This window comes from Vibrio splendidus, from assembly GCF_001557875.1.
GTDB lineage: Bacteria > Pseudomonadota > Gammaproteobacteria > Enterobacterales > Vibrionaceae > Vibrio > Vibrio splendidus_F.
Map to the genome: position 1 here is coordinate 249,947 of NZ_LNRF01000002.1, position 16,695 is coordinate 266,641.

12 protein-coding genes and 1 pseudogene are annotated in these 16,695 nt (G+C 44.7%); all 13 read left to right on the forward strand.

Annotation, left to right across the window (positions count from 1 at the left end; all coding sequences use genetic code 11):
- Positions 1-52: 52 nt before the first annotated feature.
- Positions 53-244, forward strand: a pseudogene (locus ATB74_RS24550) (helix-turn-helix domain-containing protein); the annotation flags it as partial.
- On the forward strand, positions 225-1,331 hold the full coding sequence (locus ATB74_RS08725) for a glycosyltransferase family 4 protein (RefSeq protein ID WP_061017974.1): 1,107 nt from the start codon (positions 225-227) through the stop codon (positions 1,329-1,331). The pseudogene ATB74_RS24550 and the gene ATB74_RS08725, both read left to right, overlap by 20 nt.
- Before the next feature lie 253 nt (positions 1,332-1,584).
- The gene (locus ATB74_RS08730) at positions 1,585-2,961 is read left to right on the forward strand and encodes an O-antigen ligase family protein (RefSeq protein ID WP_061017976.1); all 1,377 of its coding nucleotides are present in this window, start codon (positions 1,585-1,587) and stop codon (positions 2,959-2,961) included.
- Between the two features lie 92 nt (positions 2,962-3,053).
- On the forward strand, positions 3,054-3,839 hold the full coding sequence (locus tag ATB74_RS08735; RefSeq protein WP_061017978.1) for an acyltransferase: 786 nt from the start codon (positions 3,054-3,056) through the stop codon (positions 3,837-3,839).
- Positions 3,832-4,968, forward strand: a complete 1,137-nt coding sequence (locus tag ATB74_RS08740) for a glycosyltransferase (RefSeq protein ID WP_061017981.1) — start codon at positions 3,832-3,834, stop codon at positions 4,966-4,968. The genes ATB74_RS08735 and ATB74_RS08740 overlap by 8 nt, the downstream gene beginning before the upstream one ends.
- Positions 4,965-6,389 carry a GumC family protein gene (locus ATB74_RS08745; protein ID WP_060982016.1) on the forward strand — a complete coding sequence of 475 codons (1,425 nt, stop codon included), beginning with the start codon at positions 4,965-4,967 and terminating at the stop codon, positions 6,387-6,389. Before ATB74_RS08740 ends, ATB74_RS08745 begins: the two co-directional genes overlap by 4 nt.
- Positions 6,390-6,760: 371 nt before the next feature.
- Positions 6,761-7,861, forward strand: coding sequence for a glycosyltransferase (locus ATB74_RS08750; RefSeq protein ID WP_061017984.1), 1,101 nt, complete (start codon positions 6,761-6,763; stop codon positions 7,859-7,861).
- Entirely contained in the window at positions 7,858-9,045 is a 1,188-nt protein-coding gene (locus ATB74_RS08755; protein ID WP_061017986.1) for a glycosyltransferase family 2 protein, read from the forward strand. The genes ATB74_RS08750 and ATB74_RS08755 overlap by 4 nt, the downstream gene beginning before the upstream one ends.
- Positions 9,046-9,054: 9 nt before the next feature.
- Positions 9,055-9,714, forward strand: coding sequence for a sugar transferase (locus ATB74_RS08760; RefSeq protein WP_060982013.1), 660 nt, complete (start codon positions 9,055-9,057; stop codon positions 9,712-9,714).
- Between the two features lie 217 nt (positions 9,715-9,931).
- Positions 9,932-10,810, forward strand: a complete 879-nt coding sequence (locus tag ATB74_RS08765; protein ID WP_060982012.1) for a LysR family transcriptional regulator — start codon at positions 9,932-9,934, stop codon at positions 10,808-10,810.
- A gap of 99 nt (positions 10,811-10,909) precedes the next feature.
- Entirely contained in the window at positions 10,910-12,043 is a 1,134-nt protein-coding gene (locus tag ATB74_RS08770; RefSeq protein WP_061017988.1) for an efflux RND transporter periplasmic adaptor subunit, read from the forward strand.
- A 7-nt stretch (positions 12,044-12,050) separates the two neighbouring features.
- Positions 12,051-15,173 carry an efflux RND transporter permease subunit gene (locus ATB74_RS08775; RefSeq protein WP_061017990.1) on the forward strand — a complete coding sequence of 1,041 codons (3,123 nt, stop codon included), beginning with the start codon at positions 12,051-12,053 and terminating at the stop codon, positions 15,171-15,173.
- Positions 15,174-15,175: 2 nt separating this feature from the next.
- Positions 15,176-16,684 carry an efflux transporter outer membrane subunit gene (locus ATB74_RS08780; RefSeq protein ID WP_061017992.1) on the forward strand — a complete coding sequence of 503 codons (1,509 nt, stop codon included), beginning with the start codon at positions 15,176-15,178 and terminating at the stop codon, positions 16,682-16,684.
- The last annotated feature ends 11 nt before the right edge of the window (positions 16,685-16,695 follow it).

Genomic DNA, 16,695 nt, shown 5'->3' on the forward strand with positions numbered 1-16,695 from the left:
ATCTGTTACGTCAAATGACCAAGCTGCTTTTTCAGATGGACAAGAGTTAACGACACCGGCCTTCACTACTAGTAACGGTAATATTCGCCCAATGTGGCAAATAGAGCGCGAAGCCATTCAACACGCCATCAATCATTGCGATGGGAATGTGTTAAACGCTGCTGTGCTGTTAGAGCTTAGCCCTTCTACGGTTTATCGTAAGAAGCAGGCTTGGGAATCGGAAGATGAGTACAATCAAGCCTAGCCTAGGTGTACTCAACGTAAACCTTCACGAGATTTGGCTGTTAATCGACAGCCAAACTTTTGGAGGTATAGAAACGCATGTTTTAGAGCTAGCTCAAGGCCTGATATGTGAAAGCACTCAGTATTCAGATGCTGTTCGAATCGTTCTTTTGACTAAATTTGCCCCTGAAGCGATCATTGTTGAAAAGTTGAATGCACTGAACATCCCTTTTAGTTACCTCTCCGATTTAGCCTCATGCTCCGCAGATTCAAGCGGCAATAGCGCGACACAACTTAAACGTGCTGTTCAACATTTTCAGCCAAGACTTATACATGCTCATGGTTACAAAGCCAGTTTAGTCAGCAAGCTAATAAAGCTCCCACCTCGTTTAAACAACACCAAACAAATCACTACTTATCACGCAGGTGAAACCCCAACAGGCAAAGTATGGCTTTATGACTGGCTCGACCGTTACAGCAGCTTTCTTTCTGATCAGTCGCTTGTGGTCAGTGAGAAGATTAAAGCGAAAGTGCCGAGTAAGACCTATCAATTAAATAACTTTGTTAAAGTTCCAAACGGATTAACAAACTCCCCTTCATCAAGCCCATTCCATGTTGGTTTTGTGGGTCGCTTAAGCCATGAAAAAGCGCCGGATCGATTTGTCGCATTAGCTAAAAAGTTTCCCGATGTTCGGTTTGAGCTTTTTGGTGATGGACCTGAAATGGACGCCTTAACTAAATCACAGCCTGATAATGTTACCTTTCACGGTCATCAAACCAATATGGACGACGTCTGGAGCCAAATCGATCTGTTAATCATCCCTTCACGCTTTGAAGGCTTACCTATGGCGGCATTAGAAGCCATGATTCGTGGCATTCCCGTTCTCGCCAACTCAGTTGGCAACTTGCCGCAACTCATCGAGCATCAAGTTAACGGCTACCTTGCCAATTCAAAAGCCGAGCTAGAACAGTTTTTATCTTTGTGGATATCATTGACGAGCGAACAACGTGACTCTCTCAAGAGTAACGCGATAGAAACCGTCAAAAGCCAATACTCACCGCAAGCTGTTGTCCCGCAGTTGTTGGAGATCTATCAACTTGGCCGCTAAAACGAGTCGTAGTCAGGAATTGGTCACTTTGGCTTAACGATTTGGACATCCGAGTCAGTTTTATAGTGATTCTCAAAATGAAAAACCTCAACTCAAAACGAACAGCTCCCTCTGCAATATAGCTTTAAATCAGTAACTTAAACAAAATGCGTAACTGGCACTCGCTTTGCAATATTTAACATCAGGCGTCGCTACGCCTTAAAAAATTTGCGAGCCGAGTCATGGAAGAGTTTATTTGCGAATAGAGGTAACAATGATTAACCCTGATGCCAATAGATTGCCAGTCATCATTACGATCAGTGCCTTGTGTGTTGGCCTTGGTGTTGTTTGGTACTTTGTGCCTCATCCTGCTGTAATTGTAGCGCTAGCTCTTGTGCCATTAGCCGGATTATTCGTTTTAAACAAGACATTTTGGTTAGTGTTACTGTTCGTTGTCTTTTCATTTTTCCGAATTCACGAAGCCATACCTCAACTCTATTCACTAAAAATACCGCTTATGCTCTCACTAGGCGCTCTATCAGCCCTACTTTGGCATGCATTAATCAGTAAAGAGCTTAAAATCTTCTGGCACCCTTGTTTGAATTGGCTCGCGATATTCTGGGGTTTGGTCTTCATCGGTATTATCTTCGCGTCTAACAGGCCTATTGCTTTGGCAGAATTCAAAGGTGTGTATTGGAAAATAATGGTGATGACCCTTGCTATTGTTTGGCTAGTTAACAGCGCAGAGTATTTGGTCAAGACTTCGACCGCTATTATTTGTGCAGGATCATTAGTCGCCGGCATCGCGATTAACAATTCAATCCATGGTATTGGCCTAGTTGAAGGTAGCCGCGTAACAATAGGTCGTGATTTTGGCTCAATGTTAGGCGACCCGAATGACCTCTCTCTAGTTCTTATGTTCCCCCTCGCCTTTGCTATCAGCCAAGTGGTCACGACGGGAATTCCACTTTCAAAACGTATCATCAGTGTCGGCGTAACGGTACTTTTACTTGCTGCAGTCATTGCCACACAAAGCCGTGGTGGTCTGCTTGGCTCGCTTGCTGTCATCGGGATATTTGCATTTAAAGTGATTCGTTCAAAATCACTGCTGATTACTTTAGGGGCAATAGGAGCGATTGGTCTTTACTTCGTCGCAGGGATTTCAGATCGAGCATCAGGCGGCGCGGCTGAGCAAGGGGTCGACGAGTCTGCGATGGGGCGGATTTACGCGTGGGAAGCTGCTTTCAAAATGGCACTAGACAACCCATTAACCGGAGTCGGTTTAGATAACTTCTTTTCCAACTACTTCTTCTACAGTCCTCACTGGGATGGTTTAAATCACGCAGTTCACAGTACTTGGTTCGGCGTACTCGCTGAAACTGGATTTTTAGGACTGATCATATTCGTGATATTGATTACCTCTCTGATCAAAACGATACGCTCAACACTCAAACAACTTTCAGAAACCACCAACACAGTAGACCCAAATCTTAATGCTGCTGCTTACGCTGTATATGCAGGGTTAATCGGCACCATCGTCTCAGGTACTTTCCTAACACAAGGCTTCAATTGGCCTATTTATATCCTCTCAGCACTGGTTGTTGCTATTGCTAACATCTCTCAAACTGCCTGTCAAAAAGAGAAAATCTAAAGGCACATTCGTAACCAATTGAAAATACGAAACTTATTAAATGGCACAGTATATGAAAGTACTTCTATATAACAAAGTTGAGGAGTTTCATTATGACGTCAGTATCTATACATCAATTCAAACATTGGCTTAAGTTTCACCCTAATTCTCGAATTAGAAATGTGTTTTTCATTTTGAAAAATATAAGAAGCGCAGAGCTACCAACTCCAAGAGTGTTTAATCGCTGCCTGTACCAAGGTCACAAGCTTGTCGTGAATATGGTGTCTGGCTTTACTCGATTCTTCTACTGGACACCAGCTTTCAAAGGTCGTGTCGCTCAATGTGGCAAACGTCTCTATTTGTACGGAGGCCTCCCTTTCGTTAGCGGCCCAGTACAAATTTCGATTGGCGACAACTGCCGTATCTCAGGCCACACGACATTTTCGGGCTGTACACAGCCACTTGAAGGCTTGGAACATCCATTACTTTCTATCGGTAATAATGTGGACATTGGCTGGCAATCCACGATTGCAGTCGGAGGTAAAGTCATTATTTCTGACAATGTACGCATCGCAGGCGGCGCTTTCTTATTTGGATATTCTGGTCACCCACTTGATGCAAAACGTCGAGCACAAGGTGAAGGTGATGACCCTCAGCAAATAGGCGACATTATTCTTAAACCCGATGTTTGGCTAGGTACCAATGTCACCGTTAAAGGCGGCGTGACCATAGGCGAAGGAACGGTTGTTGCAGCTGGTAGCGTTGTTACCAAAAGCATTCCACCGTTTTCAATCGCTGCAGGTAACCCAGCACGAGTCGTCGGTCACATTAAGTCCGTAGAAATTACCGAATCTGATGTGTTCGATTCATTTGAAACTCGCGGAGGTGACCATGCGTGATTTAATCGTATTTGGTGAAGACTTTGGTGGCCTACCTTCATCGACTCAACATTTAGTGCGTCACCTAGCTAAACAGCACAAAGTATTATGGGTGAACTCTATCGGCCTAAGACAGCCAAAACTATCATTTAAAGACATCACTCGCGCCTTTAACAAACTGATTGGTAGAAGTAATGCGGTCACTCAAAACATGTTAGATTCCCCAAACACCATTGATACTTCCAACCAAGGAAACATCACGGTCATCAATTTAAAGACCATACCTGCGCCTGCTTCTAAGTTATCGAGAAAGCTAGCTCAGCAAATGATGTTGCACCAACTAAAACCGGTTATTGCTGAGCTTAATCTTAATGCGCCTATCCTTTGGACTTCCCTTCCGACCGCAGTTGATTTGTGCGGACACTTAGGCGAGTCATCTGTGGTTTACTACTGCGGTGATGATTTTAGCGCCTTAGCTGGTGTCGACCATGACACTGTAGCGCAACACGAATCTAAGTTGATCGATAAAGCGTCTCTTATATTCGCGGCTAGCAAAAAATTGATGGATAAATTTCCAAAACATAAAGCACACTTGCTACCACATGGTGTAGACGTCAACCTATTCTCGACACCAGTACCAAGAGCAAAAGATTTACCGAGCAACCATCGTCCTATAGCTGGTTTTTATGGAAGTCTATCTAAGTGGCTTGATTACGACATGATTGGACATGTTGCCACTGCAATGCCGGATTGGGACTTTGTATTCATAGGCCCCAATGAACTTGATACATTATCACTACCTAAACTTGAGAACGTTCACTACTTAGGCCCTCGTCCACACCACACGTTGCCAAGTTATTCTCAACACTGGGATGTTAGCCTGTTACCTTTTGTTGATAATGAACAAATCCGCGCGTGTAGCCCATTGAAGTTGATGGAATACCTCGCAGCAGGTACGCCAATTGTCACGACCCCTTTCCCTGCAATAGCACCTTATAAAAGTTACGTAACATCAGTAGAGAGCGCTAAGCAGATGATCGAGGCTCTCGATCAAGCTCGTCATTTTGAAAACTCGCCAGTCTCTGTCGTTGCGAAAGACAGCTGGCAGAACCGCGGTAACTTCGTTCATTGGATGCTGGAGCTATTATGAATAATCTGAAATTGCGGTTATTATCCATCTTGAATGCAATGTGGCGCCAGCGCTACGTAATCGTACTGCCTATTCTAATTTTGCCTTTTGTAGGCTTTGGGGTCAGTAAATTAGCCCCGACCAAGTATGACGCGCATACCAGTATGTTGATTCAAGAAACGGCCAAAATGAATCCATTTTTGGAAGACATTGCCGTTTCAACCATGCTTAAAGACCGACTCAACGCATTAAGAACACTGCTTCACAGTCGACATGTTCTTTATTCTGTGGCTGACGAACTGCAATTGACCAGGCCAGATATGCCAGAATTAGAAAAAGAAGAGATTATCACTGACTTATCGCAACGTTTATCTGTGACTCAGCTTGGAAAAGACTTTTTGAAGATCAGTTTAACCTCTCATACTCCAGCTGGTATGGAACAAACCCTTCGCTCGGTTAGTGAGCATTTCATTGAGCAACTGTTGGCGCCTGAGCGTTCTTCGATTGAAGACTCAAGTAACTTTTTGAAAATTCACATCGATAAACGTCGTATCGAGCTTGAAAAAGCAGAAGAAGCATTGGCTTTATACATGAACGAAAACATGCAATCGACACCAGAGGTACAAAGCCAAAGTCTAAACCGCTTAGCATCACTCAAACAGAATCTGGCTGAAAAAGAGGCTGAATTATCCGGTGTTGAAAAAAGCTTAGGGTCTATCGATCAACAGCTTTCTAAAACCAACCCAGTAATAGGTCGAATAGAAGACCAAATCATAGACATTCGTAGTGAATTGACATTACTGCAAGCAAAATACACAAATAAACACAGTGCTGTACAGGCTAAAGTTCGCGAATTAGACAGGCTTGAGAAAGAGAGAACAACTTTATTAGAAGTGACGCAACCTGCCATGAACAGCGACCAACTTTGGGACATCGCGAGTAGCGCTACACTGAACAAACTATCCAATACTCAACCACTTTTAGTCACCCAGCTACACAGCCTACAGCTGGTTCGCGCTCGCTTTGAATCGTTAACTGAAGAGACAAAAAGCCTTCGTACTATGATCTTTGAACTAGAACACAAAGCCAATAATTTCGGTGAAAATGCAAAAGAGATGTATCGTCTTAAACGACAAGTTGAAATCAAGCGCCAACTATACGATGAACTGACTGAGCGTTATGAAATGGCTCAATTAACGGGCTCATTGGGCGTGTTCGAACAGAACAAGCGTGTAAAGATTATCGATTTGCCCTTCACTCCGAGTATGAAATCTAACATGCCTACATTTATCTTCATTCTGGCTGGATTCGCTGCAGGTATAGGGTTGGGGATTGGCTTAGCTATAGTGTTTGAGCTGTTCGATTCTTCAATCAAGCGCAAAGACGAAATTGAAGATATCTTGGGTGTCCCGGTAATAACGGTGATCCCTAAAATGAGCTAGTCAGCCTTTAAAGTAAAACTCTTGCTTAGGTTTACTTCCTAACAACAAACGCTAACACTCGCTTGGCGTTTGTCTTTTCTAAAGCTCAGTTATTACCTGAAATCGGGCAAACCTGCTCGTTATATGCCATCAACTCTCGATGGTTATTTCCATTTCCTATTTTTCCAATACCTATTCATATTTTGTTTTGATTCCCATTTTGAGAAATCAAATGCCCAGCTCACAACTCCAAGCTAACCCATTGATAAATAGATTATATTTAATTGGCACGACTCCTGCTATCTAACTGTGTAGATAAGCGCTTTAACCGAATAGCCTAAAGCGAGGCGTCGGAAAGGAAAAACAATAATAACTAAGGCAGGGACCAAATTATGAATAACCAGTTAACGAAGCATGGCAAAAAGATCATACACGTTGTTCAGCACCTTGCTCCAGGGGGCTTAGAAACTTTGACGTTAGATTTGTTGCGCCTTGCTAAACCAACAGACCAAGTGTTGATTGTGAGTTTAGAAGGCACAAAAGAAGAGTCGATAAACAACTGGCCTAAATTGGAACAGTACAAAAATCAAATCGTCTTCCTAGATAAAGCTCCAGGCGTACAATTCAATATCATCATCAAACTGATTAAAGCATTTAATGGGATTCGACCTGATGTGGTTCATACCCACCACATTGGCCCTCTACTTTATGCAGGCTATGCAGCTCGCATTACCGGAGTTCCAACTCGAATTCATACTGAACATGATGCTTGGCATTTAAAGAATACCAAACGTCGTCGCTTACAAGCACTAGCGTTAAAGGCTGCTCAACCAACGTTAGTTGCCGATGCAACACGTGTTTACAACCAACTGCGTTGTGCCTTTTCGTATAAGAACATCATCACAATTAAAAACGGTGTGGATTGTGAGAGGTTCAAACCGATGTCAAAAGCAGACGCAAGAACAAAGCTCAACCTTCCTACTGACAAACACATCGTAGGTTGTGCCGGTCGTTTAGAGCATGTGAAAGGTCAAGACCAACTGATTAAGGCACTTTCACTACTTCCGACTAACACCGTTGTCGTATTGGCTGGTGATGGTTCAAAACGCCCTCAACTGGAACAGCTTACTCACAGTTTGAATCTTAGTGATCGTGTGATCTTCCTAGGGCTAGTTGAGGACATGACCTCCTTTTACGGCGCGTTAGATACTTTCTGTCTACCTTCTCGTCACGAAGGGTTACCACTTTCAACACTAGAAGCCCAAGCGTGCAATATTCCTACCGTCGCGATGAACGTCGGTGCTGTCGATGAAACGATATGCCCACTCAGTGGCACGCTCGTTAAAAGTGGCAGCGTTGCGGGATTAGCGAGTGCGCTATTAGAAAAGCAAAATGAACGCTTTTTGTCACCTCGTCGTTACATACTCAACAACTTCGACATTGTAAAAATGGTTGCCTCTTATAATGACATCTCAAAAGGAGCTTACGCATGATCGATTGGTTGCTAGCGGGACTTTGCTTATTTTCTGGTGCGTTGATTGTATACCATCACGCAGCCTACCCTCTATTACTGCGTTGGTACGCCAAAAGCCACCCTGCGCGCCACGTTGAAGAGAGCCATCGTTGTTACAAAGACGAACAACAAGATTGCACATTACCAACCATTACCATTCTTGTTCCGGCATTTAATGAAGAGCAATGGATAGCGGACAAGGTTCGTAACCTTGCATCATTAGATTACCCAAAAAAGAAACTGCAAGTCATTATCGCTTGTGATGGTTGTACTGATGACACGGTCGAGATTGCACAAATGACCATTCAAGAAGCAATGTGCAGTGATATCCACTTTGAGATACATAACCACAAAGTAAATCGAGGTAAAGTCGCGACTATCAATGACGAAGTGACACAGATTACCAGTGACATTACAGCACTAAGTGACGTATCAGCCCTTATTTCACTAGATGCATTACTTATTGCAGCTGCTCATTTTGAAAGTGACAAGGTCGGTGTAGTGAATGCAACTTATCAACTGTGTCCAACAGGAAACGAAGGAGAGAACACTTACTGGCAGTATCAAACCGCAGTTAAAGAGTCAGAAGCTTCATTAGGCTCTAGCTTAGGGGCTCATGGCGCATTCTACTTGTTCAGAACACACCTGTTTGGACCGCTTCCCCTAAACACCATCAATGATGACTTCATACTGCCTATGCAAATTGTCAAACAAGGTTACATCGCTGAATACGAAACCCAAATGGTGGCATTAGAGTTAGAAGAATCAAACCTAGAAACAGACTTCAAAAGAAGACTCCGTATCTCAGCTGGCAACATGCAACAAGCGATTCGATTATTTGGCTTATTTAGCCCTAAATTCAAAGGCATCGCATTTGCCTTCTTCTCAGGGAAAGGGCTGCGCCTACTGACCCCATATCTAATGATTGTGTGCTTAGTGTGCTCAATCTTACTTAGCCACTACCTGGTATTTAAGGGATTACTTTTGGCACAAATTTCCGTTTACACCATTGGCGTACTTGGCTGCATCTTGCCAAAACGTTTAATGAATAAACCTATTTCATTGATCTCATACTTGATTGTTGGACACTACGCCAACTTCATTGGTGGCATTCGTTACCTAGTCGGGCTAGAAAATTCACCTTGGACACGAGCGAATCATTAAGGACTTATTATGATGAATATTGAACAGCTATCTAACCAAAAGCTATACCAATACAAAATCTCAAGAGCTAAACGTACGTTCGATTTCGTAAGTGCTCTGTTAGCTCTGATTCTATTGGCGCCTGTATTTCCTCTAATTGCGATGGCGATTGCACTCACGTCTCGTGGTCCTATTTTCTACCGCCAACTTCGCGTTGGTAAATCAACACCACAGAAAATGGAACTATTTGAAATCATGAAGTTCCGTAGCATGTACGAAGATGCAGAAACTCGCTCAGGTGCAGTTTGGGCAACCGCGAATGACCCACGAATCACACCGGTTGGTCGATTCTTAAGAAAGACTCGTCTCGATGAACTTCCACAACTGTTTAATGTATTAAAAGGTGAAATGTCTCTGATTGGTCCTCGCCCTGAGCGCCCTACTTTTTACACTAAATTAGAGAACGAAATCCCTTACTTTGCTGACCGCACTTATGGCGTAATGCCCGGTATTACAGGGCTTGCACAGGTGAACCAAGGTTATGACACCTGCATCGATGATGTACGTCGTAAAGTAGGTTTTGATCACAGCTACGCACTGAGTCTATGTTCTATGAAATCTTGGATTGCCGCTGACCTCGCCATCATTTCTAAAACTATCATCGTAATGGTCGACGGACGAGGCCGCTAAATTAATATGGTCTAAGGTGAAATTACAATTAATCTCGTCCAAGGCGATAAATATAGCAGTCTTGTCCACTGTGAACAAAAAGCCAGCTTTGATAATGAATTATCGGCCGGCTTTTCTCTGTTTGATAACAAGCCAACTAAAAGAACGCTTCGATTTTAAAATCCAATTGGTATACGATGCCAACATACTGTTCTAAAAACGATTAAATACCGTTGTTATGAAAATCGAAGATCTTAAGCTGTTCACCACCGTTGTCGAACTCGGTAGTTTCACTGCTGCAGCCAATGCTCTTGACCTCCCGCGAGCTAACGTTAGCCGTAGAATTAACGACCTTGAGAAATCTCTCGGCATTCAATTATTCTTTAGAACGACTCGAAGCCTTTCCTTAACTAAAGCCGGCGAGCTCTATTACAAAGAACTGCTCAATGCATTAAGTGCGCTCGACAAAGCAAACCATATTGCTTCCAACCTATCAGAAGTTGCACACGGACAAGTGAAAATAGGCCTGCTGCCTGAAACCAGCGACATCATGCAATCAACTCTATTTAAATTTCAAGATATGTACCCTAAGGTTGAGCTAGATATTCGCAATATTAGCAACGGTTTTGTCGACATGTACCGCCAAGGATTAGACCTAGCCATGCATGGCGGTACATTGAGTGACGCTAACGTAGTTGCACGTAAGGTCATGGATCTCCAACGTATTTTTGTCGCAAGTCCTGAATTTTTAGAGAAAGAAGGCAAGCCATCAAGCTTAAGAGAGCTCGCCAATTACCCATTTGTTTGCTTTAGATGGCCAAGTGGTGACATCGACAAGCAATGGGACATCAAAGATCACATCATCAAGGTCGAACCTTCGGTGGTGAGTGACAGCATAGGCTTCGTAATCGGCGGTGTAACACGTCACAGAGGCATAGCATTACTGCCAGAACTCTTGGTACGACAACAACTCAAAGGTGGGGCCTTAATCAACCTATTCCCCAACGAGGAGCTTCAAAAAGAAGAAGCATGGCTACTCTACCCTCAACGCAAAGCGTTAAGTCACTCTGCTCAACTTTTGATTGATTTTCTATTACAAGAGCTTCCAAATCTATAGCTATTGTAATGAATATTATGACAGTGTTTCGCGAATAGACTAGATTATCTAAACCTAACTGCAAGATAGAATTACTCCATAAATTGACAGGAGTAATCCATGAAGCCTATTTCTCTACATTCATCTGTTTTGCAGCGTTCGTCTATCTTTCAACAGACACCTATCTTCAAATACACAGTCATTGCACTAAGCCTAACTGCTCTTTTTGGCTGTAATGACTCTGAGGCGACGATAGCTCAGAAGCAAACGCGACCGATTCAAGTTATTCAACTTGAGCCTCTTTCTCATCAGATCGAAAAATCCTTCACGGGCAAATTGCAATCATCAGAAACGGCAGGAGTGGCGTTTCGCGTACCTGGTACTATTCAAAATATGATGGTCTCGGTTGGCGATTCAGTAAAGAAAGGCCAACCGTTGGCACAACTCGACCCGCATGATTACCAAGTGGCGTTGGAAGAGTTACAAGCTCGTTCTCTTGAAGCAAAATCTGCACACAAGCTAGCTAAGGCTGAACTTGCTCGAGTGAAACAAGCGATTGATGACAACGCGATTGCCGATGTTAATCTGGATCGTGCTATCAGCGGCTATGAAAGAAGTGAAGCCGCGGTTAAAGTGGTTGAACAGAACATACGCCGCGCAAAAGATTCGATTCGTTACACCCAACTGCTTGCGCCATTCGACGGCGTTGTAGCGGCATCTAACTTCGATCAGTTCGAACAAGTCCTGCCGGGTATTTCAGTATTCACCATCCACAACCCTGATCAGCTTGAAGTTAAAATCCAAGTCCCAGAAAACTTAATTCATGAATTCCAACCAAATCAAACCGCTGGCATCAACTGGTATGGCTCAGAGGAAAAACTGATTGGGTACGCCACTGAAATTGCCACGTCTCCTCACCCTATTAAGCAGACCTACGCAGTGACTTACCATCTAGAGTCGCGCGACAAATCTGTGTTGCCGGGCAAAGCCGTCACACTCACGACTCAACTTGGCGAACCAACCAATAATTTCTGCTTACCGTATTCAGCGATCGTGAATCCATCAGGTATCGAGCAAGTGTTCACTATTCAAAATGAACAAGCTCATGGCGTGACCGTGGACGTGGTTTCAATGTCTCAAAATACCGTGTGTGTAGAATCTATGCTCAACGATGGCGATTTGGTCGTGGTGAGTGGTGCTCAATACGTCATGGAAGGCCAACACTTCTCCGACATTCAAGTTAAGAGTCTGTAGGTCAATCATGATAAATCTAGCTGATTTTGCGATCAAACAACGCACCTTTATCCTGTTTTTCACTGCATTGAGTGTTATCGCAGGCCTATTTTCTTACTTTGATCTTGGCAAGCTCGAAGATCCAAGTTTCACAATAAAAACGGCTGTCGTAGTAACACTCTACCCTGGCGCTTCAGCGGAAGAAGTGGAACAGCAAGTTACTGATACCGTCGAGACCAAACTGCAAGAGATGGGATCATTAAACCGACTTCGTTCACTGTCTCGCCCTGGCATGTCGATGGTGTTTGTTGACCTTAAAGAGTCTCTAAATTCAAAAGCACTACCACAAGAGTGGGACTTGTTGCGTCGTAAAGTGTCTGACATGAAGCTGTTACTGCCTTCGACAGCGCAGATCAGTGTCGTGCAGGATGAGTTTTCTGAAGTCTACGGCATGCTTTTCTCTATCCACAGTAAGGATGCTTCGCCTGCTGAATTACGACGTTACGCAGAAGAATTGCAACGTCGAATCAAAACCGTCGATGGTATCAAGAAGATTGAGTTACACGGTATTCAGCCACGTGTTGTTCACATCGACATCCCAGATGAAAGGCTGGCGCAATACGGTCTATCTATCACACAAGTTTGGTCACAGCTTAATACTCAGAACATGACTTTTGATTCGGGCAAGTTTTCAGCAGGCACTGAGCGTATTCGTGTTCAACAGTCGAGCGAGTTTGGTTCATTAGACGACATCAAAAACTTGATGATTAAAGGCGGCGTGAGCGAATTAGGCACCAGCTTAATCCGTTTAGGCGATATCGCAGATATTACAATGGGCTACCAAGAGCCAATGATGACAGAGAACCGCTACAACGGCGTACCTGCAGTCACATTAGCGACGAGCCCTGTGACTGGCGTTAACGTGGTATCGCTTGGCGATGAAATCAATCAAATCGTCAGCGATTTCCAAGCAACCCTGCCGTTAGGTGTTGAGATCGCAACGGTTGCAAACCAGCCGGAAGAGGTTCAGAAATCGATCGACAATTTCGTAAGCAACTTGCTAGAGAGTGTCGCGATTGTATTTATCGTCCTATCGATATTCATGGGACTAAAAAGCGCAACCATCGTTGGCTCAAGCTTACTGCTGACTATCTTGCTGACGCTTATCTACATGAACATCGCTTCAATCGATTTACACCGAGTTTCTCTAGGTACGTTCATTCTTGCGCTCGGCATGTTGGTGGACAACGCCATTGTCATCACCGATATGATGATTGTAAAAATCAACAAAGGCGTCGACCGCACCAAAGCTGCAATTGATTCTGTTAAAGAGACAGCAACACCACTCTTTGGCGCGACAGTTATTGCTATCATGGGTGCAAGCCCTGTTATCTTCTCAAAAACGGATGCGGCTGAGTTCGCAAGCTCAGTATTCCTTATCATCGCCTCTTCGTTGTTACTGTCTTGGCTAGTCGCAATGACCTTCACAGCCTTGATGTGCTGGTTCTTCATCAAGCCAACCAAGCAAACTGATAACACCAAAGTGAGCTTATACCGTAAGAGCGTAAACTGGACGGTAGATAACCCACTCAAAGCACTGACGGGGCTTGTTCCTCTGATCTTGGTAACAGCGTTGGCTATCCCGAGCATTGCCGTTAACTTTATTCCACAAGCCGACAGACCCATCCTATTCCTAGATTACTGGCTACCAAATGGCGCCAAGGTTGAACAAACCTCACAAGACATGAAGCGCATCGAACAATGGTTGTTAGAGCAGCCAGAAGTCGAGAGTATTTCAACGTACGTTGGTGCTGGTGCTCCGCGCTTCTCAGTGACCATCGAGCCAGAACCGTTTGACCCTGCTTACGGTCAGATCTTGATTAACGCTACCGATTTCACTTCACTCAGCCCGCTGATTGCGCGTGGTGATAAATGGTTAATGGAAGAGTTTCCAAACGCCGATCCTCGTTTTAGAAGCTTAAAACTGGCGACTGCGGATAAATTCAGTGTTGAAGCGCGTTTCTCTGGCCCAGATATCGAGGTGCTGCACGGCTTATCAGAGCAAGCGAAAGCTATCTTTGCTGAACATCCAGACACCAAGTACGTGCGTGACGACTGGCGTCAAAAGAGCAAAGTTCTAGAACCTGTCATCAACCAAGACAAGATGCGCCTCGCGGGTATTAACCGTGCTGACATTGCATTCGCGATGAAACGCGCGTCAGAAGGCATGCCACTGGGTCGTATGAACTTGAACGATGAGCTGGTCACGATTCAACTGCGTGGCACAGAAAGTTCCATTCAATCGCTAGAAACTCTACCGGTTCGCTCTCTGTTGGGCATTCACAGCGTTCCACTTGGTCAAGTCATTGATGGGTTTGAGCTTACCAGTGAAGAGACCATGATTTGGCGTCGTGACCGTGTAAAAACCATAACTGCACAAGCTGGCGTTGGCCGTTACACCACTCCTGCAGCGGTAAGAAACTCGGTTAAAGAACAAATTGAATCCATCCACCTTCCAGATGGTTACCACTTGGAATGGGGCGGCGAATATTACGACGAGCACAAAGCCGTCAGCGATATTCTTAAGCAGCTACCTAAAGCAATGCTGTTGATGGTGATTATCTTAGTGGCGATGTTTAACGGCTTCAAACAGCCAGTGATCATCTTTACCACCCTACCGCTTGCGGCGACGGGTGCAACATTCAGCTTATTGCTGTTGGATAAGCCATTCGGATTCATGGCATTGATTGGCGCGGTAACCTTGACCGGTATGATCATCAAGAACGGCATTGTATTGATGGACCAAATTGAGCTTGAACGTAAGAACGGTCGGTCACTATCTGATGCAATCAAAGAAGCAACCGTGAACCGCACAATGGCGATCTCAATGGGCGCGCTCACCACAGCACTTGGCATGATCCCGCTGCTTAGTGACCTGCTATTTGACCAGATGGCGGCAACCATTATCGGTGGTTTGGCTGCAGCAACCGTGTTGTCTCTATTTGTAATGCCTGCGCTGTACAAGCTTTTCTATCGAACCGAACAAAAGAAAACGGTAGAAGAAGCCATCAAAGACGCAGTGATCGTGCTTGATGCAACATCTCAGTCTACAAACAGCGGCACTCCAACCTCATTCAACAAGGAGCAATAAACATGTATCCATTAACGAAGTTTAAAGTAGCTCCTATTGCTCTCGCCTTGTTGCTGACAGGTTGTGCGGTTGGCCCCGATTACGAAGAACCTAAAACCACCATGGCTGAGACCTTCTTATATAGCCAAGGTGATGTAAATCAAGACGGCGTGAGCCAAAACGAGCAGCACAATCATTGGTGGACACAGTTCAATGACCCTACGCTCAATCAGTTAGTGGCCGATGTTCAAAACCAGAACATCCCACTTAAATTGGCCGCCGAGCGAATCAACATGGCGAACTCATATAAGAGCGTTGTGGAATCATTCAAAGTCCCAACCATCAATGTCGGTGGCGGTTATTACAACTACCAACTGAGTGAGAACGACTCCCTACTCGGCCCGGTATTTGGCGCTTCTGATGCGGTTGAATCAGCGACCGGCATGTCGTTGCTTGAAGCACAACACGATGGTGGGTTCTTAGGTGCAAGCATCGCGTGGGAAATGGACTTGTTTGGACGTATCGATAAGCAATCCAACGCGGCGACAATTCGAGTGGAACAAGCCGAGATCTTTCAATCCGGTTTAAATACCTTGATCACCGCCGATGTTATTCACAACTACCTGCAATATCGTGGCGCTCAAGAGCGAAAAGCGATTGCACTAGAGAACATAGCCGACCAAAAGCAGACTTTAGAATTGGTCACCAAAGTGGTTCGTAGCGGCTACGGCTCTGAGTTAGATCTTGCTCAAGCCAAAGCCATGCTTGCCGCAACTGAATCCATTGTTCCTCAACTTGAAATAGCAGAGCAAGTCCACAAACAACGCATGGCAGTGTTGTTAGGTGAATCACTTACGAGCGTGAACCAACGTTTAGCGGGTGAGTTTACCTTGCCGAGAATGAACGATGTTATTCCGACAGGCTTACCTTCTGACTTGTTAGAACAACGTCCAGACATCCGCATTGCAGAGCGAGAAATGGCAGCCATTAATGAAGAACTCGGCGCAAGCATTACCAATCGCTATCCAAAGTTCTTCCTAACGGGTACGCCAGGAGTGACAGCCGGAAGTTTTGATGACCTATTCAGTAGCGACTCATTCGGTTGGGCGGCCTCTGCAGGCATCAGTTGGAGTGTATTCGATGGTGGCCGAGGCGAAGCCATGGTGGAAATGAACGAAGCAAGGTTCCGTTCTGCAGCGCTTAACTACCAACACTCGGTAGATAGCGCCTTTGTAGAAGTCGATTCAAGCTTGTTTGCCTATGGCCGTAGCCAAGAGAACCAAAAGCGCATCGATGAAGCTACCCTTGCCGTCGATAACGCGGTGAATAAAGCAAAGTCGCTATACAAAGCAGGCCTAGTCGATTACTTATCGGTGTTAGACGCACAAAGACAACAGAAAGCGATGCAAGATCGCCAAGTAGCCGCCAAGCTTCAAACCGCCAACACCACGATTGCGGTGTATAAAGCCTTAGGTGGCGATTGGAAAGTCGCTAATGAAACACAGAGTGTCGAATTAGCTCACGTTAACTAGGCTCTCTGTTC

What these genes read in the sequence shown, in the direction of transcription:
- ATB74_RS08725 (WP_061017974.1), top strand. Translation starts at nt 225, where the DNA reads ATGAGTACAATCAAGCCTAGCCTAGGTGTACTCAACGTAAACCTTCAC.
- ATB74_RS08730 (WP_061017976.1), top strand. Translation starts at nt 1,585, where the DNA reads ATGATTAACCCTGATGCCAATAGATTGCCAGTCATCATTACGATCAGT.
- ATB74_RS08735 (WP_061017978.1), top strand. Translation starts at nt 3,054, where the DNA reads ATGACGTCAGTATCTATACATCAATTCAAACATTGGCTTAAGTTTCAC.
- ATB74_RS08740 (WP_061017981.1), top strand. Translation starts at nt 3,832, where the DNA reads ATGCGTGATTTAATCGTATTTGGTGAAGACTTTGGTGGCCTACCTTCA.
- ATB74_RS08745 (WP_060982016.1), top strand. Translation starts at nt 4,965, where the DNA reads ATGAATAATCTGAAATTGCGGTTATTATCCATCTTGAATGCAATGTGG.
- ATB74_RS08750 (WP_061017984.1), top strand. Translation starts at nt 6,761, where the DNA reads ATGAATAACCAGTTAACGAAGCATGGCAAAAAGATCATACACGTTGTT.
- ATB74_RS08755 (WP_061017986.1), top strand. Translation starts at nt 7,858, where the DNA reads ATGATCGATTGGTTGCTAGCGGGACTTTGCTTATTTTCTGGTGCGTTG.
- ATB74_RS08760 (WP_060982013.1), top strand. Translation starts at nt 9,055, where the DNA reads ATGATGAATATTGAACAGCTATCTAACCAAAAGCTATACCAATACAAA.
- ATB74_RS08765 (WP_060982012.1), top strand. Translation starts at nt 9,932, where the DNA reads ATGAAAATCGAAGATCTTAAGCTGTTCACCACCGTTGTCGAACTCGGT.
- ATB74_RS08770 (WP_061017988.1), top strand. Translation starts at nt 10,910, where the DNA reads ATGAAGCCTATTTCTCTACATTCATCTGTTTTGCAGCGTTCGTCTATC.
- ATB74_RS08775 (WP_061017990.1), top strand. Translation starts at nt 12,051, where the DNA reads ATGATAAATCTAGCTGATTTTGCGATCAAACAACGCACCTTTATCCTG.
- ATB74_RS08780 (WP_061017992.1), top strand. Translation starts at nt 15,176, where the DNA reads ATGTATCCATTAACGAAGTTTAAAGTAGCTCCTATTGCTCTCGCCTTG.